Source organism: Bradyrhizobium sp. MOS002 (genome assembly GCF_003020115.1).
Taxonomy (GTDB): domain Bacteria; phylum Pseudomonadota; class Alphaproteobacteria; order Rhizobiales; family Xanthobacteraceae; genus Bradyrhizobium.
This window is the reverse complement of sequence record NZ_PYFX01000012.1, coordinates 131,945-156,220: the sequence shown is the minus strand read 5'-3', so window position 1 is coordinate 156,220 and position 24,276 is coordinate 131,945. Positions and strand designations below refer to the sequence as shown.

Below are 24,276 nucleotides of genomic sequence, written 5' to 3'. Positions count from 1 at the left end.
CGAGCTCGCCTGGCTACTCGCTGCCCATCTGAGGCTCTTAACTCGCCGCTTGGCCAGACCTTGAAGACGTCTACGCTTTTTGAGTCAGGCTCTGAGGAGCCCGCGGAGCGGTGTCTCGAAGGATGGGCCGCAGGAACGCTATTCAACGCGACAGACCTGCCGCCTCAGGCGCGCGCCGTCACGAGATCGCGATAGAGTGCGGCATAGTCACCGGCGCGGTTGCGCCAGGACACGTCGGTCGCAAGGCCGCTCAGTTGTAGCCGGCGCCAGGTCAGCTTGTCGTGGAAGGCGATGTTGGCCTTGCGCAGCGTGCCGGCGAGCGCATCCGCGGTGACGGGTGCGAACTTGAAGCCGGTGGCATCGTGGCCGGACACGTCGGCCTCGCCGATATCGACGATGGTATCCTCGAGGCCGCCGACGCGCGAAACGATGGGCACGGCGCCGTAGCGGAGCGCGCAGAGCTGGGTCAGGCCGCACGGCTCGAATCGTGATGGCAGGATGAGCGCGTCCGAGCCGGCCTGGATCAGATGCGCCATGATCTCGTCATAGCCGATCACGACCCCGATCCGGCCGGGGTTCGCGCGCGCAACGGCCTGATAGCGATCCTGCAGATCGCGGTCGCCGCTGCCGAGCAGCGCGAGCTGCATGCCTTCGCGCAAGATGGTCGGAATGGCCTCGAGCAGGAGATCGAGCCCCTTCTGCCAGGACAGGCGGCTGATGACGCCGAGCAATGGCGCTTCGTCCGAGGAATCCAGATTGAACTGTTGCTGAAGCACCGCCTTGTTCGCGGCCCGGAAGGTGAGGTCCCCCGCGCCGAAGCGGTAGGCGATGTGCGGATCGGTTTCGGGATTCCAAACGGATACATCGATGCCATTGAGGATTCCGCTCAGCACGTTCGCGCGGGCGCGAAGCAAGCCGCCAAACCCCATGCCGCCCTCGTCGCTCTGGATCTCCTGCGCATAGGTCGGCGAGACCGTGGTGATGCGATCGGCGAATTGCAGGCCCGCCTTCAAAAAACTGACGCCGCCGAAATATTCGAGGTCGTTGACGCCGTAGGCGCGCCACGGCAGGCCAATCGAACCGATCAGCTCGGGCGCGAACTTGCCCTGATAGGCCATGTTGTGGATGGTCATCACGGTGGCCGGCCGCGGGCGGTTGTCGTAGTGCAGATAGGCTGGCGCGAGCCCGGCCTGCCAATCATGGGCATGCACCACGTCGGGCACGAAGGCAGGAACGAGGCCGTGGCCGATATCGGCCGCGATGCGCGACAGCGCGGCGAACCGCACGCCGTTGTCCGGCCAATCGACGCCTTCGGGCGTCACGTAGGGGTTGCCAGGCCGTGCGTAGAGATGCGGCACGTCGAGCACGAACAGATCGAGGCCGTCATGCGAGGCGGCGAGCAAACGCCCGGGTCCGCCGAAATAATCCGGCCAGCGCCGGATTTCGTCGGCTCCCGCCAGCACCCGCATCACGTCGGGATAGCCCGGCATCAGCGTGCGCATCTCGACGCCATGCGCCTTCAGCGCGATCGGCAGCGCGCCCGCGACATCGGCGAGGCCGCCGGTCTTGACGATGGGATAGACTTCGGAGGCGACCGCGAGGACGCGAACAGGCGTCATGTATTGAGCCTGTCGAGCATCGGCTGGGTAATGAGCGAGATGCCCTGCTCGGTGGTGCGGAAGCGCCTGGCGTCCAACTCGGGATCCTCGCCGACGACGAGCCCTTCCGGGATCTCGACGCCGCGATCGATCACGACGTTCTTCAGGCGCGCGCCGCGGCCGACATTGACGTAGGGCATGATCACGGCGTTCTCGACATTGGCGTAGGAGTTGACGCGGACGCCGGTGAACAGCAGCGAGCGCCGCAGCGAGGCGCCGGAAATAATGCAGCCGCCCGAGACCAGCGAGCTCACGGCCTGGCCGCGCCGGCTCTCCTCGTCGTGGACGAATTTTGCCGGTGGCGTGATCTCCGAATAGGACCAGATCGGCCAGGCGCTGTCGAACAAATCGAGCTCGGGGACCACGTCGGTGAGGTCGATATTGGCGGCCCAATAGGCGTCGACCGTGCCGACGTCGCGCCAATAGGCACGGGGGTCGCTGCCGGAGCGGACGCAGGAGGTCGAGTACTGGTGCGCCATGGCGCGGCCGTTCTTGACGAGGTAGGGGATGATGTCCTTGCCGAAATCGTGGTTGGAATTCGGATCCTCGGCGTCGCGCTTGAGCTCCTCGAACAGGAATTTCGCGTCGAACACGTAGATGCCCATGCTGGCGAGCGAGACGTCCGGCTTGCCCGGCATCGGCGGCGGATCTTTCGGCTTTTCGAGGAACTCCTTGATCCAGCCGTTCTCGTCGATATGCATGATGCCAAAGCCGGAGGATTCCAGGCGCGGCATCTCCAGGCAGCCGACGGTGACGTCGGCGCCGCTCTCGACATGCTGGCGCAGCATCACCTCGTAATCCATTTTATAGATATGGTCGCCGGCGAGAACCACGATGAAGCGGCAGGCGTGGGATTCGATGATGTCGATGTTCTGGTAGACCGCATCGGCCGTGCCGACATACCACATGTTTTCGGAGACGCGCTGGCTCGCCGGGAGGATGTCGAAGCTCTCGTTGCGCTCGGGACGGAAGAAATTCCAGCCCATCTGAAGGTGCCGGATCAGGCTGTGCGCCTTGTACTGGGTGGCGACCGCGATGCGACGGATGCCCGAGTTCACCGCGTTCGACAGCGCGAAATCGATGATGCGGGATTTTCCGCCGAAATAGACCGCGGGCTTGGCGCGCCGGTCGGTCAGCTCCAGGAGCCGGCTGCCGCGTCCGCCGGCCAGGACGAACGCCAGCGCCTGACGGGCAAGCGGCTCGGGTCTCGCGGCACTCATGTCATTCTCCCACAACTCTGGCGCTCGCGAGAAGCCTCCCGGCCGCGCACATTGGAACCGATAGTAACGGCACGAATAGTAAATCGGGAAGGCGGTTGTTGGTTGCGAATGCGCCGGAAGCTTAATGCTTTGCCGCGGCGATCGGGCCCCCAGCCGCCGTCTTGCCGGTGTCGCACGGCGCGAGGTTGTCGAGCCCGTCGGGGACCGGTTGATCATAATGGAGGCATGCGTCTTGTGCGGTGCACGCAAATTCGAGGCCGAATTTCTGGCTTTGACCTTGCGCCAGGATGCCCGATCATGGGCTGCGTCCATGTCCAAGGGAAACGTCAGACAGGGAGTAAGACGATGACGATCTGGAAAACGGCAATTGCCTGTTCGCTGGCCGGCGCGGTCATGGCCGGACAGGTCGAGCGGGCCGCCGCGGGCCCGATGCCGACCCATGTCGCGACCATGAAGGCCACGGCCGGCGATGATGTCACGCAGGTGTACTGGCGCGGCCGAGGTTTTGGATGGGGCATCGGGGGCCTCGCGGCCGGTGCGATCATCGGTAGCGCCATCGCAAGCAGCTCGCCTTATGGCTATGGCTACTATGGCGGCGGGCCCTATTATGGCGGCTACGGATACCCGGGGCCGGCGTACGGCTATGCGCCTGCCTATTATGGCGGCTATGGACCGGGTTACGGTTATGGCGGCTACTACGCGCGTCCGCGCTATTACGGCTATCGCGCCTATCGTCCATATTACGGTCCGCGCTACGGCTACTACCGGCCGTACCGGGCCTACCACCGCGGATATTGGTGATCGATCAAACGGGCGGAGCGCCTCGCCGCAGCGCCACGATGCTGAAGAGGTTTGAGGGCCGCTGTACGCAAGCGGCCCGATCGGCTTGCGCGCTCTGAACCCGGTGATGCGGCACGACGAGCCGGCCATGCCCGCCCGCGACAATCCCGATGCAGATCGCGACGATGATCGCGATCTCGATGCACCATTCGAGCGGTCCCGAGCTCATGGCAGCGCGATGGCGTTGGCGAGGTCGGGCGCGGACAGGCCCGGGCCGCCGCACGCAAGATAGATGGCGAGGAGGAAGATGCGGCTGAGGACAGTGACGCTCAATATGACCCTGACGTCGTAATGGCGAATGGCGAATGCGAGAGGCGAGATCGCCAAATGTTTTAAAATGCTCATGGCCAACTCCTTGCCAAAATTCAGGCATCGACTGCCTGTCGACTGAAATGACAGCGTGATGAAAAGGCCGTCCGACGCCTTGCCGGCGTCTCTGAAATGGACAGGCCAATGCTAGTGCCGGCGCAGGGCGCAGGTCTTTATCGTGTCCTTACATTTGGCTGAGCTTTCCCTTAAGATGGGGGAGCATCCGGGGGTCGAAGCCGTGCGTAGAGACGCGCTTGCCTTTGGTGAATTCCGCCTCGACCGTGCCAACGCGCTATTGTGGCGAGGCGGGGAGCGGATCGCGCTGGCGCCGAAGCCGTTCGAGGTTCTTTGCCATCTTGTCGGTCGGCCCGGTCAGCTCGTCACCAAGGAAGAGTTGCTCGACGCGGTCTGGTCCGATCTGCACGTCAGCGAGTCGAGCCTCGCCGTTGCCGTGAACACGCTACGCTCGGTGCTCGGCGACGACAGGCAGTCCCCCAACTACATCGAGACGGTCACGCGGCGCGGCTATCGCTTCATTGCGCCGGTCGCGACCGCCGAATTGCCTGCGATCGAGCCGGCGGCCGAAGAGGAGGCGGCTTCCGCCGCGGAGCAGGTCGTCGATCGACGCCGGCACTGGAGGGTCGGACGTACCGGGGCACTCGAAACGCTGGACAAGGCGTTGCAACTCGCACGTACCGGACAGCGTCAGGTCGTCTTCATCACCGGCGAGGCCGGGATCGGCAAGACCACCCTCTTGCAAATGACGCTCGACAGGATGAACCAGCAGGGACTGGGCGTGCTGCACTGTAGCTGCAACGAGTTGTTCGGCACCCATGAGGCCTTTCTCCCGCTGATCGGAGCGCTGAACGAGTGCTGCCGCCGCACCGATGGAGCATCGCTGCTGACGTCCATTCGCGAGCACGCCCCGACCTGGCTCGCGCAAATGCCCGGATTCCTCGGCGAAGCAGACCGGGCCGCATTCCAGCATGAGGTCTTTGGCGCAACCCGGGAGCGCATGCTGCGCGAATTTGCCGATCTCATGGAGCATCTCGCCGTGAGGCGACCATGGGTGATCATCCTGGAAGATCTGCATTGGAGCGACTTTGCCACCGTGGATGTGCTCTCCCGGCTTGCGCGCCGGGATCGGAGGGCGGCTATCCTCGTGCTGGCCACCTATCGGCCGATGGAAGTCGCCGTCGGCGGACATCCTATCCGTGCCGTTCACCAGGACTTGCGGATTCACGGACACGCCACCGAGCTCGCGCTCGATCGACTGACCGGCACCGACGTCGAGCGCTATCTGTCCCTGCGCTTCAGCTCGGCCGATTTTGCCAGAGAGCTGGTCGAGCGCATCTTCGCGCGAACCGGCGGGCATCCTCTGTTCGTGTCGTCTCTGCTCGATCATCTCGTGGCGCAAGGCGCGCTGGTCGAGCATGAATTGGGCTGGCGGTTGGTCAGCGAAGACGCGGCCTCGCATGACAGCATGCCGCGCGATCTGGAAGGAATGATCAAGCAGCAGATCGATCACCTCACCGTGGACGAGCGCTGCCTGCTCGAGGTCGCCAGTGCGGCTGGAGCGGAGTTTTCCGCGCTCCATGTCGCCGGTGTGCTGGACCGTCCCGTGCTGGATGTTGAGCAGATGTGCGAAGACCTGGCACGGACCGAACGCATTATCGTTGTTGCCGGCATGACCGAGTGGCCGAGCGGAGGTGTCTCCGGTCGCTATGCGTTCCAGCACGCGCTTTACCAGGAGATCCTCTACCAGCGGCTCGCGCCGGCGCGCCGCACGAAAACCCATGCGCTGCTTGGGGCGGGGCTCGAGCAGGGATATGGGCGGCAGGCCGCGGAGATCGCCGCCGTTGTCGCGCGCCACTTCGAACTGGGCCGCGATTTCCCGAAAGCGATACATTATCTGGGCGCGGCAGCCGAGGGCTCGGCGCGAAGGTTCAGCACACGCGAGGCGGCCAATTACCTGTCCCGCGCTTTGGAACTGGTGCCGCATCTGCCGCCGGAGTTTCGGGTCACGACACGTCTGAAGTTGCTGCTTCAGCGCGCCTGGGCCTGGCGGGCCAGTGGAGATTTCCTGAATTCCCTGAAGGATCTCAGCGCTGTCGTCGCGCATGCGGCGGAGAATGGGCACGTGCGCGAAGAGGTGAACGCACTGGTCGATCTCAGCAGATTCTGTCTTTACGTCGATCGACGCCAGAGCCTGCCTGTTGCCGAACAGGCCCTTGTCAAGAGCAGGGCGATCGACGACGCCGCGTTCAGCGCTCTGGTCCAGGGGAACGTTGCCAATCTGAAGCTGATGCTCTGCGGCTGGGATCGCGAGAATGCGGACCTTGCCGAGCATGCGTCAGCACTGATCACCGGAGAGCAGGATCTGAGCATGCGGCTGCGACGCTGCTCGATGGAGATGGTGCTGGAGTTCCTGCGCGCGAATTATCCGGCCTGCTGTGATGCGACGACCAGGGGAAAGGAGCTCGCCCGCCTGGTCGGTGACGTCTATCTGTTCGTCCTCTATGAGTCGGTCGAGGCGTTTGCCCAGATTTATCTCGGTGAGTGGGGGCGGGCGCAAAGAAACCTCGTCTCCGCGTTGGCCATCTCGGAGCGGAATGCAAATCCGCAGGCCGTCGCGCTGTGTCATCTCGCGATCGGATGGCTGTATTCGGAGGCGGAGGAATATGGCGGCGCGTCACGCCGTGCGGAGGATGCGCTCGGGCCGATGATCGAGGCCAATCCGTTCACCTTCTTCGTTGGCAGAAACCTCCTGGCGCGAGCTTATGTCAGGATGGGCGACCTCACTCGGGCACGGCAGCATCTCGATGCGATGGAACGGCGAATGGAGGTCGATCGGGTGCCGATGGAGTCGCTGGTCATCCCCCACTATTGGTTCACTTGCTGCGACTATTGGATTGCTATCGGCGATCTGAACCGTGCCCAGAGTTCGGCCAGCCAGTTTCATGAGGTGACGAGCGCGGCGCCCGACCGGCCGTTTCTCGCGCTCGCCTACGAGGCCATGGCGAGAATTGCGATCCTGAAGCAGGATGCGCAACTCGCCGGCGACCATTTGTCGACGGCCATATCGATCCTCCGCCATGCCCGGTTGCCGCATGCCACCTGGCGGGTTTATCGCACAACCGCGGCGCTCTATGGGAGCCTCGGACAAGCGCAAAGGGCTGCCAAGTGGCGGCACCGCTCCTGCCAGGTGATCGCATCGCTGGCAGAGACGCTTGATCCCGGCGATCCGCTGCGCTCGGCGTCCTTTTTCGACGCGGGCCGGCACGCAGGGGCCTGATATTGCGGGACGGTGATCGTCGTCTCAATCCGGCAGGTCCGCGATCTCTCGCGGTTCTCTGGGCGGTTGCTTGACCGTGCCTTGATTTTGCTGCTGCCTCAGCGTGCGGGAGGCACGGTAGGCATCCCTGCGCAATCGCATGATGGATCCGAGCGGCTGATGCGCGGCGAGACATCGCCATGGATCGAACGAAAGCACCTCGTCGGAATAGACGCGACGCGCGGGGCTGTCGGCGGTCTGGCGCGGAAGCGTGATCTTGCCGAGTGGTTGCGGCGGCGCGACGTCTTCGGGCCAGTCGATCGAGGCATCTTCGATCGGCGTTCGCTCCAGGTCGGTGCAGAGCTGGGCAAATAGTTCGTACTCGGCCGCATTGTCCTTGAAGAAGGCCACGACAGCGTTCAGCACGGCATGATCGGCATCGTGGCAGGGCTGGCCGGTCAGCCGGCGAACCGAGGCCGAGATCGGCACCAGGCGAAGCCTTGCGATATAATCGCCAAACCGCAGTGCTCCCTCCGTGTGAAAGGTTTCTCCGAGAATGTTGCTGCCGGCATCACCCAGCGCTTTCAAGACGATCGGGATCGGAATGCCTGTTCGGTCCGATGCGGCGACCAGGACGCGCGCGATAAAGCCTATGGGTCCGTACGCCAGATCCGGCAGGAACAGGCTATGCTCGACCTTGTGCTGTGCGCGCATATAGGCCTTCGCATCCGCGAAATAGCTGGGGTGATTGACGAGCAGGAGATCCTGGTTCGTCGAGTCGTCGTCGCTGAGCGCCTTAGGCCCAGTCGCGCCCAGGACCTTGATGGCAAACCCCCGCGGCGAACGTACGCGATCGCTCCTGTTGAATGCGGTAGAGAGGCGGACGATGATCGGGAAGTGGCCGGCCTGCTTGAACAGGCCCTGGCGCAAATGTTCCGGCAAATCGTCGTAGACGATCAGCTCGCCCCGGAGATAGCCGGCGCCCTTGGCGTGCTGCTGCCGGGTCCCATGCTTGTCGTTGTGAAAAGTGCGGGCGCTGGTCCGCGAGATCGAGGCAACGATCGCCGCGACGGCCGCCGCTTCCTCCGGCCGGATTTGTTCGACGGACGGATCGTAACGAAGATACTGAGCGGCTGACATGGCGCTGATCTCCAGCCCGAAGGTCGCCTTCCCATTGCAAGCATCGACGGTCGCAGGGTGGATGCCACTGTAAGCCCGTCCGCTCGGGATCGGCAATCCGAGAGCGGGCTGCACTCGCCGGACAAGCCGTGGGATGAGGCATCCTGTTACCGACGAGATCACGAGGTCGATGCTAGGCCGGCGGCGGCTCGTAAGTCCTTATGAGCTCCTTATGTTGTCCTGATCTTTTCCTTAAGGCCGGGTCGGCGAGCGGCGGCTCTGGCTGGCGTCTAAAGCGACAGCCAAACGATCAGGCTCATGCAGGCAAAATGCGCGAGCACGATCGCGGCGAGATGCAGCGGGCCAGCCTTGAGACGAAGCCCGCGCATCCCGCCGCCTGCTGGAGCTTCGGTTCTGATTGGAATCAGAACCGAAGCTCCAGATTTCTTTTGACGCGTTTTCTTCACGCGAACCGGTATCCACTTCGCTTGAAAACGCTCTAGTTCGATCCCGCGGCCGCGGCGGTGAAGCTGCGGTCGACGGCTTTGCTGACGTCGAGCTTCTTGGGCAGGATGCCGTAGCGCGTCGAGCGGTCGGAGGCTTCCTGCACCTCCTTCACGACGTTCTCGTCGATCACGATTGGGCTGGTGCGCTGCGCTGTGTAGGCCGAGAGCAGCACGTCTTCCGGTAGCTTGGTCAGCTCGGCGGTGCTCTTGGCATATTCGCCGAGGTGATCCAGCGACCACAGCCGCGCCTTGTTCAGCCGCTGCACGAGGTCCTGCACCGCTGCGCGCTTGGTGGCGATGGCGTTGTCGGAGGCGACGATGAAGGTGATGGTCGGCGTCAGGCCCTCGCCGTTGGCGATCACGCGGGCCTTGTCCTTCAGCGTCGCGAACGAGACGTAGGGCTCCCACACCGCCCAGGCGTCGATCGAGCCCGCGACCAGCGCGATCTTGGCGTCGACCGGGCCGAGCGGCGCGAAGGTCGCGTCCTCCAGCTTGATCTGCGCCTTCTCCAGCGTGGCGTCGATCAGGAACTGACCCCAGCCGCCGCGCGTGCCGGCAAGACGTTTTCCCTTGAGGTCGGCGGCCGATTTAATCGGCGAATCCTGGCGCACGAGAATGGCTTGCGTCTTCGCATCCGACTTGGTGCCGCCGATCGCCCTGATCGGCGCGCCGGCCGCGTAGACCGAAAGAAACGAGAGGTCGCCGGTGTATCCGACGTCCAGCGCGCCGGCGTTGAGCGCCTCCAGGATTGGAGCTGCCGCGGGGAATTCCGACCACTCGATCTTGTAAGACAGATCCTTCGCGTAGCCCGAGATCTCGAGCAGCGAACGGTTGCCGCCCTTCTGATCGCCAACGCGCAGCACGATTGCGTCGGCCGCGAACGATGCGGCGGTCGTCGACAGCGTGATGGCGGCGGCAAGCAGCGATGCCGCGAGCCGGCGGGTGATGGAATGATCGGGGGAGTTGATGCTCATGTGACCTGTCTTGTTGCTTTGCCCACGACGCGTGAGCGAACGATGCAGCGAGACGATCAAGTCTATGGTCGCGCGATGCGCGGTCAATGAAATGGCCAACCGTATTGCGCGCGCTATGGGCAAGGACGTTTCAGCGAGGCGATGATTTCGAGAACGCGCGGTATGCGTGACTGATGCTGCACAAGAATGAAGCAGGAGAGAGAGTAGCCTCGTACTCTGTCAACCGATGCATCGGCGGAAATCCTTTCATCGTCCTCGCACGCAGCGATGGAGAGAATGACTTCGCTTCGCGCCACATTCGAAATTCCATTTCATTGACGATACGGCGAACGCGCCGCATGATTTGCGCATCGCATCAAGGCGGCGCAGCAGGCGCCAGCGAAAAGATTTTCTCTCGACGCAGCTCCGCACGGAACGGGCGCAACGCAAGCCGTTGTGCCGATGGCGGAGCCGTGCCAACGCAGGAGTGGGGACGGATGAACGACGACGACAAGCAGGGCGGATCGAGGCTCGACCGGCGCCATTTGCTCCAGGCGGGGTTAGCTGCGGCATTCGCCGCGCCGCTCGGTGCCTTCGGTGCGGCGCAGGCCTTTGCGCCGCGGGCAATCGCGCCCGGTGTCGATCTCTCGGAGTTTCCGCTGTGCCGGACCGCGTCGGATACGCCCGCGCTCACCGGTGCGCCGCGCAAGCTCAAGCTGTCCTGGAACGCCGGCGCGGTCTGTCTCGCCCCGGTGCCGGTCGCCATCGAGCACGGCTTCTTCCAGAAGCATAATCTCGACGTCGAGCTCATCAATTATTCCGGTTCCACCGACCAGCTGCTCGAGGCCATCGCGACCGGCAAGAGCGATGCCGGGCTCGGCATGGCCCTGCGCTGGCTGAAGCCGCTGGAGCAGGGCTTTGACGTCAAGATTGCCGCCGGCACCCACGGCGGCTGCATGCGCGTGCTGACGCGCGCCGATTCCAGCGTGAGCAAGCTCGCCGATCTCAAGGGCAAGATCGTCGCGGTCGGCGATCTCGGCGGTCCCGACAAGAATTTCTTCTCCATTCAGCTCGCCAAGCTCGGTATCGATCCGAACAAGGATGTCGACTGGCGCGCCTATCCCGGCAACCTTCTCAACGTCGCGGTCGAGAAGGGCGAGGTGCAGGCCTTCCTGTCGTCCGACCCGCTGGGTTATCTCTGGCTCAAGGACAGCCAGTACAAGGAGGTCGCCTCCAATCTCGATGGCGAATATCGCGACAAGAGCTGCTGCATCCTCGGCCTGCGCGGCAGCCTGGTGCGCGAGGAGCCGCAGGTCGCGCGCGCCCTGACGCAGGCGCTGCTCGACGCCGCGATGTTCACCGCTCAGAATCCGTCCGTGACGGCGAAGTCATTCCAGCCTTACGCGCCGAAGACAGCATCGCTCGCGGATATCGAGGGCATGGTGCGCTACCACACCCATCATCATCATCCCGTCGGTGAAGTGTTGAAGCGCGAGCTCAAGGCCTATGCCGACGATCTCAAGAGCGTGCAGGTGTTCAAGCAGAGCACCGACACGGCCCGATTTGTGGAGCGCATCTATGTCGACGTATTCGCTGTCTGACGGCCTTGCTTCCGGCGCGCCGCATCTCTCGCGCGCGCCGTGGCGTGCGAGCTGGGTCCGGGATTCCGGTGCCGGCGTTCTCGCCAGCGTGGCGTGGATTGCCTTCGGCCTGTCCTGCCTGTGGTGGGAGGACGTCGGCGACTGGTCGCGCACCCATTCGCTCGGCATCACCGCGTTTGTCATCGCGGCCGTCGCGCTGTTCGGGACGGTCGGTGCCGATTACCTCGGTTCGACGGGCCGTGCCTTGCGCCAGCGCGCGCCGTGGCTCGTCGTGCTCGGCGTCTTTCTGACACTGTGGGAGGTCGCGACGGCGAAATTCGCCTGGCTGCCATTGCCGTTCTTCCCGCCGCCGCAGTCGATCATCGAGGTCTACACCGACGATCTGCCAAAATTGCTCGACAGCGTGTTCGCCTCGGTCAAGCTCCAGCTCGGCGGCTATCTGATCGGCGCGACGGTCGGCTTCCTGACCGGCGTCTCGATCGGCTGGTCGCGCGCGGTCGGCTATTGGGTGCATCCGGTGCTGCGCTTCATCGGCCCGCTGCCGGCGACCGCTTGGCTGCCGATCGCCTTCTTCACCTTTCCGTCGAGCTGGAGCGCCTCGACCTTTCTGATCGCGCTGGCAACCGGCTTCCCGGTCACCGTGCTGACCTGGTCGGGTGTCGCGAGTGTGAGCAACGCCTATTACGACGTCGCGCGGACGCTCGGGGCAAAGCCGTCCTTCCTGGTGCTGAAGGTGGCGATCCCCGCGGCATTGCCGCACGTGTTCGTCGGCCTCTTCATGGGACTCGGCTCGTCCTTTGCCGTGCTCGTTGTCGCCGAGATGATCGGCGTCAAGGCCGGCCTCGGCTGGTACCTGCAATGGGCGCAGGGCTGGGCCGCCTACGCCAACATGTATGCGGCGCTGATCGTGATGTCGTTGCTCTGCTCCGGCGCGATCACGCTGCTGTTTTCGATCCGCGATCGTCTGCTGGTCTGGCAGAAGGGGACCGTCAAATGGTAGCCGCGACTGCACTGGCTGAAATCGACGCTCACCCGGCCGCCGGTGCGGCGCTCGACATCGAGCAGGTCAGCCACGCCTTCGACATCGACGGCGCCGAGCTGCCGGTGCTCAGCGACGTCAGCATCTCCGTCGAGCCGGGCGAGTTCGTTGCGCTGCTCGGGCCCTCCGGTTGCGGCAAGTCGACCTTGCTGCGCCTCGTCGCAGGCCTCGACAAGCCCAGGTCCGGAACGCTGCGCGAGGACGAGGCGCGCATCACGCGACCGCACCCGTCGCGCGTCGTCGTGTTCCAGGATCCGACCTTGTTTCCCTGGCGGACGGTCTGGGACAATGTCGCGCTGGGGCTGGAGGCGCAGGGCATCTTGAAGAGCCAGCGTCACCGCGTCGATGCCGCGCTCGATCTTGTCGGCCTCGCGTCCTTCCGCAATGCCTATCCGCACCAGCTCTCGGGCGGCATGGCGCAGCGCGTCGCGCTGGCCCGCGCGCTGGTCAACGATCCCAAAATCCTCATTCTCGACGAGCCGCTGGGCAAGCTCGACTCGCTGACCCGCATCACCATGCAGGCCGAGCTGGTCTCGCTGTGGCAGCGCAAGGGTTTTACCACGCTGCTGGTGACGCATGACGCCGAGGAGGCGCTGGTGCTCGCCAATCGCGTCATCGTGTTCAGCGACCGCCCGGCGCGCGTGAAGGCCGACATCCGTGTCGACCGGCCCTATCCGCGCCATCGCGGCGATCCGTATCTGGCCGATTTGCGCCGCCAGATTCTTGGCCTGCTCGGACTGGACGCCACATGGTGAGCTCGATCGCCAAGGGGCGCGCGGCCCATCACGAGCCCGACTACATCGCACGGGCCGAGGCGCTGGCCGAGGTCTTCGCCGGGCGTGCGGCCGAGCACGACCGCACCGGCAGCTTCCCGTTCGAGAATTTTCGTGAGCTGTCCGAGGCAGGTCTGCTCTCGCTGACGGTGCCTGCCGCCCATGGCGGGGCCGGAGCGGGCGCACGATACGCCGCCGGCGTCCTTGGCATTATCGGCAAGGCCGATCCGTCGACCGCGCTGGTGCTGTCGATGCACTACATCAACCATCTGGTGATGGCACGGAGTCCGACGTGGCCGGCGCGGCTGTCGCGCAAGCTTGCGCGCGAGAGTGTTGACGGCCTTGCGCTCGTCAACGCGCTCCGCGTCGAGCCCGAACTGGGTTCGCCCGCGCGCGGCGGCCTGCCTGCGACCATTGCACGCCGGACCGAGACCGGCTGGCGGCTCTCGGGCCACAAGATCTATTCGACGGGATCGCCGATCCTGAAATGGTATCTGGTCTGGGCGCGGACGGACGAAGCCGAGCCGCGCGTCGGACAGTTCCTGGTGCCGGCGGGCCTGCCCGGCACGCGCATCGTCGAGACCTGGGATCATCACGGCCTGCGGGCCAGCGGCAGCCACGACGTCATCTTCGACGACGTCGTGGTTCCTCTCGATGCCGAGATCGATGTGCGCAAGCCGGTCGACTGGCGCGTACCCGATGTCGCGCAGGCGACCGTCCACACGATCTTCGTCGCCGCGATCTATGACGGCGTTGCGCGGGCTGCACGCGACTGGCTGGTCGCGTTCCTGAAGCAGCGCGTGCCGGCCAGCCTGGGCGCGCCGCTTGCGACCTTGCCGCGCGCGCAGGAGATCCTCGGGGCGATCGAGGCACGGCTCGCCGTCAATGCGCGGCTGATCGCATCCTTCGCCGGTGATTTCGATGACGGTGTCGCGCTTTCCGCGGCCGAGTCCAACGTCATCAAGCTGACCGTGACCAACAACGCCGTCGCCGCGGTCGAGGATGCCTTGTCGCTGACCGGAAATCACGGCCTGTCTCGCGCCAATCCGCTGGAGCGGCACTATCGCGACGTCCTGTGCGGTCGCGTGCACACGCCGCAGGACGATTCCACGCGCACCGGTCTCGGCCGTGCCGCATTGGGACTTTAGCCTTCCGCCAAACATTCAGGGAGAACATCATGTCGGTCGAGTTCATCGGCTTTATCGCCAACAGCAACGCTTCCGAGACCATCGTGCGCCAGGGTCCGGTGCTGGATCCGGCCTATATCGAGACGGTCGCGAAGGCGCATGAGCTCGCGGGTTTCGACCGCGCGCTGCTGGCGTTCCATTCGACTACCCCGGATGCGCTCCAGGTCGCGCAGCATGTGCTGACCATCACCAAATCGTTGAAAGTGATGATCGCGCAGCGACCGGGCTTCACCGCGCCGACGCTGCTCGCGCGGCAGCTGGCGACGCTTGACCAACTCTATGCTGGCCGCGTCTCGCTGCACGTCATTACCGGCGGCAATGGCGCCGAGCTCAGGCAAGACGGCAACACGCTCGACGACAAGGACGAGCGTTACGCCCGCACCAGCGAGTTTCTCGATGTGGTGAGGCTGGAATGGACCAGCGAGAAGCCGTTCAACTACAGCGGCAAGTATTATAACGTCGAGAACGGATTTTCGCAGGTGAAGCCGCTGCAGAAGGCCGGCATCTACACCTTCGTCGGTGGCGGCTCCGACGCCGCAATCGACGTCGCGGGCAGGCATGCCGACACCTTTGCGCTGTGGGGCGAATCCTATGCGCAGGTCCGCGACGTCACCTCGCGCGTTCACAACGCGGCCGTCAGGCACGGCCGTCCGACGCCCCGCTTCAGCCTCTCGGTGCGGCCGATCATCGCTCCGACCGAGAAGCAGGCCTGGGAAAAGGCGGATGAGATTCTTGCCCGTGCCGCCGCGCTTCAGGACAAGACCGGCTATCGCAAGCCCGCCGACGGCCATGCCACCGCCGGCGCGCGGCGTCTGCTCTCGCTCGCCGACCAGGGCAGCCGCATCGACAAGCGGCTGTGGACCGAGATCGCAAAGCTCACCGGCGCCAACAGCAACACCACCGCGCTGGTCGGCACGCCCGAGCAGGTCGCCGAGGTCTTCGGTGACTATTACGATCTCGGCATCAGCCATTTCCTGATCCGCGGCTTCGATCCGCTTCCCGATGCCATCGAGTATGGCCGCGAGCTGATCCCGCTGACGCGCGAGCTGATCGCCAAGCGCCAGTCCGTTCGCGGCGAGGCGGCGGAATGATCCGCCTCATGCTGGCCGGCGCGCTGCTGTTCGGCTCGATCGAGCTGGCGGCGTCGCAAACCACCTTGCGCGTCGGCGACCAGAAGGGCAATTCGCAGGCGGTGATGGAAGCCGCCGGCGTGCTGAAAGACGTTCCCTACAAGATTGAGTGGAAGGAGTTTCCGGCGGCTGCGCCGCTGCTGGAAGCGCTGAGCGCCGGGGCGATCGAGACCGGGCTCGTTGGTGACGCGCCCTTCACCTTCGCCGCCGCCTCCGGCGCGCCGGTCAAGGCGATTGCCGCGATCCGGCAGACCCGCGAGGGCCTCGCGATCCTTGTGCCCGAGAACTCGCCAATCAAGAGCTTTGCCGATCTGCGTGGCAAGAAGATCGCAACCGGCCGAGGCTCGATCGGGCATCAGCTGATCCTCGCTGCGCTGGAAAAGAACGGCTGGACTGCGGCTGACGTGCAGATCGCCTTCCTGGCGCCCTCCGATGCCAAGATCGCCTACACGCAAGGCTCCGTCGACGCGTGGTCGACGTGGGAGCCTTATGTCAGCCAGGAGGAGGTGCTGTTCAAGTCGCGCCGCGTGATCACCTCCGAGGGCCTGACGCCGGGGCTGAGTTTTCAGGTCGCGCGGCCCGATGCGATCCGCGACAAGCGCGCGGAGCTGACCGACTTCGTCCGGCGCCTCACCGCGGCGCGGACGTGGTCGCTGAACAATCTCGACAGCTATGCCGCGACCTGGGGCAGGCTGATGAACATCCCGACCGCCGTGCCGCAGAACTGGCTGTCGCGCGCGAAAATCCGGATCGCGCCGATCGATGACGGGGTGGTTGCGGATGAGCAAAGCACGATCGATCTTTATTTTCGCTGGGGCCTGATCAAGCAGAAGCTCGATGCGGCCGAGATCGTGGATCGGTCGTTTGCTGATGCGATCGCCAAGGCGGGGTTGTAACCGCCAAGCACACCGCTGTGTCCCGGACGCGCTGCAGCGTGCAACGCTGCTGCGCAGAGCCGGGACCCATGCCGCAGAGATGCTGCCGGTGAGATGGGCCCCGGCTCTGCGGCGCACCACTGCGTGATGCGCCGCGTCCGGAGCACGAGACCTCACAAGCACTCAAGCGTTCGTGAAGCGGAAAGACCGCGTTCCAATCCAAGCCGCTTCTTCGATGCGTTCCTTCTGCATTTTCCGCTCGCGACAATACCCTCATTGCTATTTGTACCTCCCCCTTGCACGACGCTCGATCCCGTCAAAAATCATTCAGACGACCACATCGGGAGACCGGCCATGGGCCTGCAAGAAACAAAAATCGAATCGCTTCCCTTCGTCACCGCTGAACTCAACTATCTGGCACCGGTTGCGGGCAAACCGCGCACCTACGCCTTCGATCCACCGCCGGGTGAGCCCAAGAGCACGTCGTTGCCGGAGCCGCATCAGGTTCCGATCTTCGATGCGCGCCTGATCGCGCAGAATTTCTCGCTCGACCGCGAAGGCTTTGCGCTGGTGCGGCATCCGACCCAGGTCAAGGACTTCAGCAACGACGAAGAGGTGAGGGCGGTCTACTATCCCGCCGTGGAGGCCTTCCTGCGCGCGACGCTGAAGGCCGATCGGGTATTCATCTTCGACCATACCGTGCGCAGGCGCGTCGAGGGCGCCGCGGACATCCGCGACGGCGGCCCGCGTCAGCCGGCAACGCGCGTCCATGTCGACCAGACCGCCGTCTCAGGCGCCAACCGCGTGCGCGAACATCTGCCCGATGAGGCCGAAGAGTTGCTGAAGGGGCGTGTGCAGGTGATCAATTTGTGGCGGCCGATCCGCGGTCCGTTACGAGATTCGCCGCTTGCGATGGCCGACGGCACGACCGTGGCACCCGATGATCTCGTCGCCTCCGATCTGATCTATCCCAACCGTCGCGGCGAGACCTATTCGGTGAAATACAATCCGAACCATCGCTGGTTCTATTTTCCCGAGATGACGACCGAGGAAGCGCTGCTGCTCAAGTGCTACGATTCCGCAACCGATGGGCGCACGCGCTTCGGGCCCCATACGGCGTTCGTCGATCCGTCCACGCCGGCGGATGCGGCGCCGCGCGAAAGCATCGAGGTCCGGACGCTCGTGTTCCACAAACAGTAACAATGTGTGATGGCACCGCCGGGCGTGGCCCGGCGGTGGCTCGGGAACCCACGGGAACAACAAACGTTGCTGCGCGGGGCAGGGCCAACCGGGAGCGGTGCCGTGCGAGCGCAGACCACTTTATTTTCTTGCCTTGCTACTTTTTCGCTTTCTGCAGTTTCCTTTGCCCAGGCCGAAAGCGGGCTTGCCTCCTATTACGGATACGGAAAAGCCGGAAAAGGCGAGCTGACCTGCGCGCACCGGACGCGCCCTTTCGGAAGCGTGCTGAGGGTGTCCTACGGCAGCCGCTCGATTCAATGCCGCGTCAACGATCGCGGCCCCTTCATCCGCGGCCGGATCGTCGATCTCTCGGTGCCGGCCGCCAAAGCGCTGGGCATGATGAGTGCCGGTGTGGTGCGGGTCTCGGTGGAATAGACCTGCCAGCGCGCTATAGTGCTGCCCAAAGCATGGGTCAGGGGGCGCTATGGCCAGGATCAGGGTGGGACTCGTCGGCTGCGGCTTCGTGTCGGAGCTGCATATGTATGCGTTCCGGCGCGTCTACGGCGTGGATGTCGAGGTCGCGGCCGTCGCCGCCCGCGGCGACCACGTCGTCGAATTCGCCGCCCGCCACCAGATCCCACGGGTCTATCGCAGCTTCGCGGAAGCGATCGCAGATCGCGAGCTCGATGTCATCGACATCTGCACGCCGCCCAATCTTCATGCGGGGATGATCGTCGCCGCCATGCAGGCCGGCAAGCACGTGATCTGCGAAAAGCCGTTCGCCGGGTATTTCGGCCGCGACGGTGACCGGCAGCCGATCGGCAAGCATGTGCCGAAGGCGCTGATGTATGAGCGCGTGCTGGAGGAGATGGACGCCACGCGTGCCGCGATCGAGCGCACCGGAAAGCTCTTCATGTATGCCGAGGACTGGATCTACGCGCCGGCGGTGACCAAGACCGCGGAGATTCTCAGAGCGACCAAGGACAAGATCCTGTTCATGAAGGGCGAGGAGAGCCATTCCGGCTCGCATGCGGCACATGCCGCACAATGGGCGATGACCGGCGGCGGCTCGCTGATCCGGATGGGCTGCCATCCGCTTTCCGCCGTGCTGTATCTCAAGCAGGTCGAGGCCAAGGCGCGCGGCGAGACCATCCGCGTCGCCAGCGTCAGCGGCGATGTCGGCAACGTCACGGCCGTCCTGAAGCCGGAGGAGCGCACCTACATCAAGGCCAATCCTGTCGACGTCGAGGACTGGGGCACGCTGACCGCCACCTTCTCGGACGGCACCAAGGCCACCGTGTTCTCCGGCGACATGATCATGGGCGGCGTGCGCAATCTGATCGAGACCTACACGTCAGGCGGCTCGCTGTTCGCCAACATCACGCCGAACAATCATCTGATGAGCTACCAGACTTCCGAGGAGAAGCTCGCCTCCGTCTACATCACCGAGAAGGTCGACCGCAAAACCGGCTGGCAATATGTTTGCCTCGAAGAGGAGTGGACGCGCGGCTATCTCCAGGAGATCCAGGACTTCATGGAATGCGCCGCGACGGGACGCCAGCCGCTGTCGGATCTCGCGCTGGCGTATGAGACGATCAAGGTGAACTACGCGGGCTATTGGGCGGCGGAGGAGGGGCGGCGGGTGGTGTTGTAGGGGGCGCGACAACGCCGATCTAGCTGAACCTGGTGCGTACGTTTTCAGCGCCTCTCCGAGTGTCGTCAATGAGAAGCGCTGTTATCCGACACTGATTGCGGGGCCTGATAGCCGCCGCCGATGTCGCTGAAGCCGCCGCGTTGTGCCAAGGACCCGCCCCAGCCCATCGTAGCGCTTGACGAGGGGGCATGACTGGCAAATCTTTGTCGCGTTATTGGCACGGTCTGTTTGGATATGGGATTAAATCATTGTGGAAAGTTCAGCTCAAGCTACGCTTGGAAATACACTCATCTCCCTTCTGATCTGGGCCTGCATGGCGAGCGCTGCGTTGGCTCAATCTGGCAGCGCAGGCGGGAGTATCGCGAATGATGAGAAATCCCTTTCCGGCTTGCGGCAGGCACCGCGCTCGGTGGAGCCTGAAAAGCCCGCACGACGCAGCAAGCCCGAACCCGCCCGGAAAAGCGGTGGTGGTAGTGGTAGCGTTAGCAAATTCGACGGCGTGTGGCTCGTTACTGCAGTGGGCTGCGGTACCACCACCACGTCGACAGTCGTCGTCTCCGGCGGAAGGGTCAGTGGCGGGGGTGCCACCGGAACGATCAACGCCAACGGGGTCGGCCACTCCGTCGGCATCTACGATGGGGTCACCGTCACCGGTACCAGCTTCACTTCGGGCAATCGAGGCACCGGAACGTTCAGAGCATCGAGTGGCTGTACAGGCACAGTCACCTCAATCAAACAGTAGAACGATTGCCTATTTGCGGGGTGCGACCTACCCTAGAGCGTTCGTTATGGTGCTGTGGACATCCCGTTGTGCCCGGCCCGAGAGGTTTTCTCGCGGAGACAAACCCCTCACCCGTCTCTCCGCTTCGCGGTGAGCCACCCTCTCCCGCAAGGGGAGAGGGTGCACCGTCTGCGCGGCTTGAATCCTACGTCCCGTAGGTCGATCCCTTCGGCAGCGGAAACACCGGGTCTTGCGTCCTGATGTTCGTCGGCCACACCACGGAGATGTGCTCGCCGGCATTCTGCATCACGACCGGGGTCGAGCGCTCGTTCTGGCCGGAGAGCGGCGTGCCCGGCGGGAAGAATTTCACGCCATAGCCCTGGATGGTGCCGCCGGCCGGAATGTCGACGTCGAGCGCGGCCTTGCGAATGGCCTCGGGTTCGAAGCTACCGTACTTCTCCTTGGCGACCGGCAGCACGTTGTTGAGCAGGATCCAGGTCTGGTTGAATCCCATCGAGCAATGCGGCGGCACGTCGGTGGCGCTGGTCTTGGCCTGGTAGCGCGAGACCATGGTCTTGGTCAGATCGCCGATTCCGGGCGCAAGCTTGGAGGCATCGAGCAGTTGCGCCGGCACCGGATCGATGTTGCAGAAATTGTCGATGTCAGGGCCGAAGGTCGCCCGCAGCTTGTCGAGCTGGCTGTAGCCGGCGCCCGCGCCGAACAGCATCTTGAAGCGCAGTCCGCTCTCGCGGGCCTGGCGCAGGAACAGGGTGATATCGGGGTTGTAGCCGGCATGCGAGATCACATCGACCTTGGCACGCTTGAGCTTGGTCACAAGCACCGAGAGATCGGGCGCGGAAGCCGAATAGCCTTCGCGCATCACCACCTGGATGCCCGCCTGCTTGGCATAGGCTTCGTCGGCCGCCGCGACGCCGACGCCATAAGGGCCGTCCTCGTGGATCAGCGCAACCTTGACGTCCTTCGGGTCCATGCCGAGCTTGCCTTGCGCGTGCTCGGCGACGAAGCCCGCGAAGGCCTGGCCGTACTGATCGGAATGGATCTGCGCGCGAAACACATATTGCAGGTTCTTGTCCTTGAACACGGCGGTCGAGACCGCGGTCGTGATCCAGAGAATCTTCTTCTGCTGCTCGACCTTCGCCGCCATCGGCACTGCATGCGCGCTGGAATAGACGCCGTTGATGATGTCGATCTTTTCCTGGCTGATCAGCCGCTCGGCCTCGTTGATCGCAACGTCCGCCTTGCTCTGCGAGTCCGCCGCGACCGGCACGATCTTGGTCTTGCCGCCGATGCCGCCCTTTTCGTTGACGAGGTCGATGGCGATCTGCGCGCCGACCGAGGAGGCGACCGAGCCGCCGGCGGCAAACGGACCGGTGAGGTCGTAGATCAGGCCGATGCGCAAATTCTCGGCTTGCGCCTGGGCCCGTGTCCAATCGAGGCTGAGTGCGGCGGCGGCAGCCGCCGAGCTCTTCAGCAGCTGCCTGCGTGAAGTCGGCATCCTATCCTCCCTCAAAAACCGTTTTTATGATTTGGTCTTGTTATCTTTTTTCGAAGTATGGGGAGCGGGACGGCGGAAAGTCAACATGGCGAAAGTCGGGGTCCGACCTCCGCGACGCAGAACGCAATTGCGAAATGAGTGACGAGACCCGAACTATTGCTTCAAGCGACGGGCAAGATAGCCCGCGGTTTTCCCGCCGGCCTTGGCGACCTCTCGCGGTGTCCCCGACGCCACGATACGGCCGCCTTCGTCGCCGGCGCCGGGACCGAGGTCGATGATCCAGTCGCTGTGAGAGACAACATCCATATCATGCTCGACTACGACCACGCTGTTGCCGGCGTCCACGATGCGCTCGAGCTGGGCGATCAGCCGCTCGACATCCCTGGGATGAAGACCGGTGGTCGGCTCGTCCAGGACATAGAGCGTGTGACCGCGTTGTGGACGCATGAGCTCGGTCGCGAGCTTGATGCGTTGGGCCTCGCCACCCGACAGTTCGGTGGCGGACTGACCGAGGCGGATATAGCCGAGGCCGACCTCGCGGACGACCGATAGCGAACGATTCAGTGTTGCATCTTCGCGGAAGAATTCGAAGGCCTCGTCGACGCGCATCGCCAGCACATCGGCGATGGATTTTCCGCGGATCTTCACCTCCAGCGTCTTGTCGTTGTAACGCGCGCCCTTGCAGGTCGGGCAGGGGGCGTAGACGCTGGGCAGGAACAGGAGCTCAACGCAGACAAATCCCTCACCATCGCAGGTGCTGCATCGGCCTTTCGCGACATTGAAGGAAAAGCGCCCGGCATCGTAGCGGCGGGATTTTGCCTGCGGCGTCGCGGCGAACAACCGCCGGACGTGGTCGAAGAGGCCGGTATAGGTCGCAAGGTTGGATCGTGGCGTGCGGCCGATCGGCTTCTGATCCACCACGACGAGGCGGTCGATCTGGTCGAGGCCGGCGGCAATCCTGCCGCCCAATGTCTCGACCGTGGGTGCTGCCAGGCTGTCCTCGTCCGCGTCCGCGGTCCGTGCATGGCCGAGATGCTCCGCCACGGCATCGACGAGGAACTGGCTGATCAGGCTCGATTTGCCGGAGCCCGACACGCCGGTCACGCTGGCGAGAACGCCGAGCGGGATATCGACGTCGAAGCCGTGAAGATTGTTCCGGGTCACACCCCGGATTTTCAGATGCCCCTTTGGCTCGCGATGGACCGTGGGCAGCGGCTTTCGTGGATGCGCGAGATAGTGGGCGGTTCGCGATTGCTCGATTTGGCCAAGCCCACCGGGTGGCCCACTATAGAGGATGTTCCCGCCGCTTTCGCCGGCGTCAGGACCGACATCCACCAGCCAGTCGGCATGCCTGATCACCTCGATCTCGTGTTCGACCACGAAGATCGAATTGCCCGCGTGTTTCAGCCGGTCCAGCGCCCGCAGCAGCGCCTCGGTGTCAGCGGGATGCAAGCCTGCGGAGGGTTCGTCGAGCACGTAGACGACGCCGAACAGGTTGGAGCGGACCTGTGTCGCAAGTCGCAGCCGCTGCAACTCGCCCGGCGACAGCGTCGGCGTGCTGCGTTCGCAGGCGAGATAGCCGAGCCCGAGGTCGAGCAGGACCGCCAGTCGCGCCGACAGATCCTCGCAGATGCGCCTGGCGACGATGGTCTTCTCCGATGCCCCATCCGTCGAAGCCTTCGCGAATGGCTTCATCACCTCCTGCAGCTTCTTGAGCGGCAGATGAGACATCTCGGCGATGTTGAGACCGGCGAATTTGACCTTGAGCGCCTCGGGCTTCAATCGCGTGCCATGGCAGGTCGGGCAGTCCTGGGTGATCATGAATTGCGCGACGCGGCGCTTCATCATCGCACTCTCGGACTTGGCATAGGTCTGCATCACGTAGCGCTTGGCGCCGGTGAACGTGCCCTGATAGCTCGGCTCCTCCTTGCGGCGCAGGGCCCGTTTGACTTCGGCCAAGTCGTAACCGGCATAGACCGGAACGGTCGGCTGCTCCTCCGTGAACAGGATCCATTCGCGGTCCTTCCTGGGCAGCTCACGCCAGGGCTTGTCCACGTCGTAGCCCAGCGTTGTCAGGATGTCCCGGAGGTTCTGTCCTTGCCAGGCACTTGGCCAGGCTGCGACGGCACGCTCGCGAATGGTGAGGGTGTCGTCGGGCACCATGGACTTTTCGGTGACGTCGAGCATCCTGCCGATACCGTGGCAGGTCGGGCAGGCGCCCTCCGGCGTGTTCGGCGAGAACGATTCCGCATAAAGCATCTTTTGTCCGCGCGGGTAATCGCCGGCACGGGAATAGAGCATCCTGAGCAGGTTCGAGATGGTGGTCACGCTGCCGACAGACGACCGCGTCGTCGGCGAGCCGCGCTGCTGCTGGAGCGCGACGGCGGGCGGCAGGCCTTCGATATCGTCAACCTCCGGGATCTGCATCTGGTGGAACAGCCGCCGCGCGTAAGGCGACACCGATTCCAGATATCGCCGTTGCGCCTCGGCGTAGATCGTCCCAAACGCGAGCGAGGATTTTCCGGAGCCCGACACGCCCGTGAACACGACGAGGGCGTTGCGCGGAATGCTGACATCGACGTTCTTGAGGTTGTGCTCACGCGCGCCCCGCACGCGAACGAAGCCGTCGTCCTGCATCAGGCCATCGGGTTGTCTTGATCGGTCGTCCATCTGGCTGCTCCGGCCCACGCCTGGGAGGTTAACGGCAGGATCGCAGGATGGG

19 protein-coding genes are annotated in these 24,276 nt (G+C 64.2%); 11 read left to right on the top strand and 8 right to left on the bottom strand.

The window, feature by feature from the left end:
* Positions 1-164: 164 nt before the first annotated feature.
* Complete coding sequence (gene glgA, locus C7G41_RS27815) at positions 165-1,619, bottom strand: glycogen synthase GlgA (protein ID WP_106945519.1); 1,455 nt, start codon at positions 1,617-1,619, stop codon at positions 165-167.
* Entirely contained in the window at positions 1,616-2,878 is a 1,263-nt protein-coding gene (gene glgC / locus C7G41_RS27810) for a glucose-1-phosphate adenylyltransferase (protein ID WP_106945518.1), read from the bottom strand. The genes glgA and glgC overlap by 4 nt, the downstream gene beginning before the upstream one ends.
* A 345-nt stretch (positions 2,879-3,223) precedes the next feature.
* Here glgC and C7G41_RS27805 point away from each other — a divergent pair, with 345 nt between their 5' ends.
* Positions 3,224-3,679 (top strand): hypothetical protein, encoded by a 456-nt coding sequence (locus C7G41_RS27805; protein WP_106945517.1) that lies wholly within the window; start codon positions 3,224-3,226, stop codon positions 3,677-3,679.
* 204 nt (positions 3,680-3,883) lie between these two features.
* Here C7G41_RS27805 and C7G41_RS27795 read toward each other — a convergent pair whose 3' ends face one another.
* Entirely contained in the window at positions 3,884-4,063 is a 180-nt protein-coding gene (locus tag C7G41_RS27795) for a hypothetical protein (protein WP_106945515.1), read from the bottom strand.
* 154 nt (positions 4,064-4,217) lie between these two features.
* Here C7G41_RS27795 and C7G41_RS27790 point away from each other — a divergent pair, with 154 nt between their 5' ends.
* A complete protein-coding gene (locus C7G41_RS27790; RefSeq protein WP_245446713.1) occupies positions 4,218-7,322 on the top strand; it encodes an AAA family ATPase in 3,105 nt (1,034 codons plus the stop codon).
* Between the two features lie 24 nt (positions 7,323-7,346).
* Here C7G41_RS27790 and C7G41_RS27785 read toward each other — a convergent pair whose 3' ends face one another.
* The 3 genes from C7G41_RS27785 to C7G41_RS27780 all read right to left on the bottom strand — a co-directional run bounded on the left by C7G41_RS27785 (position 7,347) and on the right by C7G41_RS27780 (position 9,900).
* The gene (locus C7G41_RS27785; RefSeq protein ID WP_106945513.1) at positions 7,347-8,441 is read right to left on the bottom strand and encodes a catalase family protein; all 1,095 of its coding nucleotides are present in this window, start codon (positions 8,439-8,441) and stop codon (positions 7,347-7,349) included.
* A gap of 269 nt (positions 8,442-8,710) precedes the next feature.
* Positions 8,711-8,887 carry a hypothetical protein gene (locus C7G41_RS37430; protein WP_158268033.1) on the bottom strand — a complete coding sequence of 59 codons (177 nt, stop codon included), beginning with the start codon at positions 8,885-8,887 and terminating at the stop codon, positions 8,711-8,713.
* A gap of 32 nt (positions 8,888-8,919) precedes the next feature.
* The gene (locus tag C7G41_RS27780; RefSeq protein ID WP_106945530.1) at positions 8,920-9,900 is read right to left on the bottom strand and encodes an ABC transporter substrate-binding protein; all 981 of its coding nucleotides are present in this window, start codon (positions 9,898-9,900) and stop codon (positions 8,920-8,922) included.
* Positions 9,901-10,376: 476 nt separating this feature from the next.
* Between C7G41_RS27780 and C7G41_RS27775 the strand changes: the two genes are divergently transcribed.
* From C7G41_RS27775 to C7G41_RS27735, 9 genes are all read left to right on the top strand, one after another.
* The gene (locus C7G41_RS27775; protein WP_106945512.1) at positions 10,377-11,480 is read left to right on the top strand and encodes an ABC transporter substrate-binding protein; all 1,104 of its coding nucleotides are present in this window, start codon (positions 10,377-10,379) and stop codon (positions 11,478-11,480) included.
* Positions 11,458-12,480, top strand: coding sequence for an ABC transporter permease (locus tag C7G41_RS27770; protein WP_106945511.1), 1,023 nt, complete (start codon positions 11,458-11,460; stop codon positions 12,478-12,480). Before C7G41_RS27775 ends, C7G41_RS27770 begins: the two co-directional genes overlap by 23 nt.
* Complete coding sequence (locus tag C7G41_RS27765) at positions 12,474-13,274, top strand: ABC transporter ATP-binding protein (protein ID WP_106945510.1); 801 nt, start codon at positions 12,474-12,476, stop codon at positions 13,272-13,274. Before C7G41_RS27770 ends, C7G41_RS27765 begins: the two co-directional genes overlap by 7 nt.
* Entirely contained in the window at positions 13,268-14,440 is a 1,173-nt protein-coding gene (locus C7G41_RS27760) for an acyl-CoA dehydrogenase family protein (protein ID WP_106945509.1), read from the top strand. The genes C7G41_RS27765 and C7G41_RS27760 overlap by 7 nt, the downstream gene beginning before the upstream one ends.
* 29 nt (positions 14,441-14,469) lie before the next feature.
* Positions 14,470-15,570: an LLM class flavin-dependent oxidoreductase gene (locus C7G41_RS27755; protein WP_106945508.1), complete on the top strand. Its 1,101-nt coding sequence runs from the start codon at positions 14,470-14,472 to the stop codon at positions 15,568-15,570.
* Positions 15,567-16,505, top strand: coding sequence for an ABC transporter substrate-binding protein (locus C7G41_RS27750; protein WP_106945507.1), 939 nt, complete (start codon positions 15,567-15,569; stop codon positions 16,503-16,505). Before C7G41_RS27755 ends, C7G41_RS27750 begins: the two co-directional genes overlap by 4 nt.
* 333 nt (positions 16,506-16,838) lie before the next feature.
* A complete protein-coding gene (locus C7G41_RS27745; RefSeq protein WP_106945506.1) occupies positions 16,839-17,684 on the top strand; it encodes a CmcJ/NvfI family oxidoreductase in 846 nt (281 codons plus the stop codon).
* Between the two features lie 102 nt (positions 17,685-17,786).
* Positions 17,787-18,098 (top strand): septal ring lytic transglycosylase RlpA family protein, encoded by a 312-nt coding sequence (locus C7G41_RS27740; protein ID WP_007601095.1) that lies wholly within the window; start codon positions 17,787-17,789, stop codon positions 18,096-18,098.
* A gap of 49 nt (positions 18,099-18,147) precedes the next feature.
* On the top strand, positions 18,148-19,317 hold the full coding sequence (locus C7G41_RS27735; protein ID WP_106945505.1) for a Gfo/Idh/MocA family protein: 1,170 nt from the start codon (positions 18,148-18,150) through the stop codon (positions 19,315-19,317).
* 926 nt (positions 19,318-20,243) lie between these two features.
* On the opposite strand, the gene C7G41_RS27725 is transcribed toward C7G41_RS27735, so the two are convergent.
* Positions 20,244-21,554, bottom strand: coding sequence for an ABC transporter substrate-binding protein (locus C7G41_RS27725; protein WP_106945503.1), 1,311 nt, complete (start codon positions 21,552-21,554; stop codon positions 20,244-20,246).
* Positions 21,555-21,707: 153 nt separating this feature from the next.
* Positions 21,708-24,224 (bottom strand): excinuclease ABC subunit UvrA, encoded by a 2,517-nt coding sequence (gene uvrA, locus C7G41_RS27720; protein ID WP_106945529.1) that lies wholly within the window; start codon positions 24,222-24,224, stop codon positions 21,708-21,710.
* Positions 24,225-24,276: the final 52 nt, after the last annotated feature.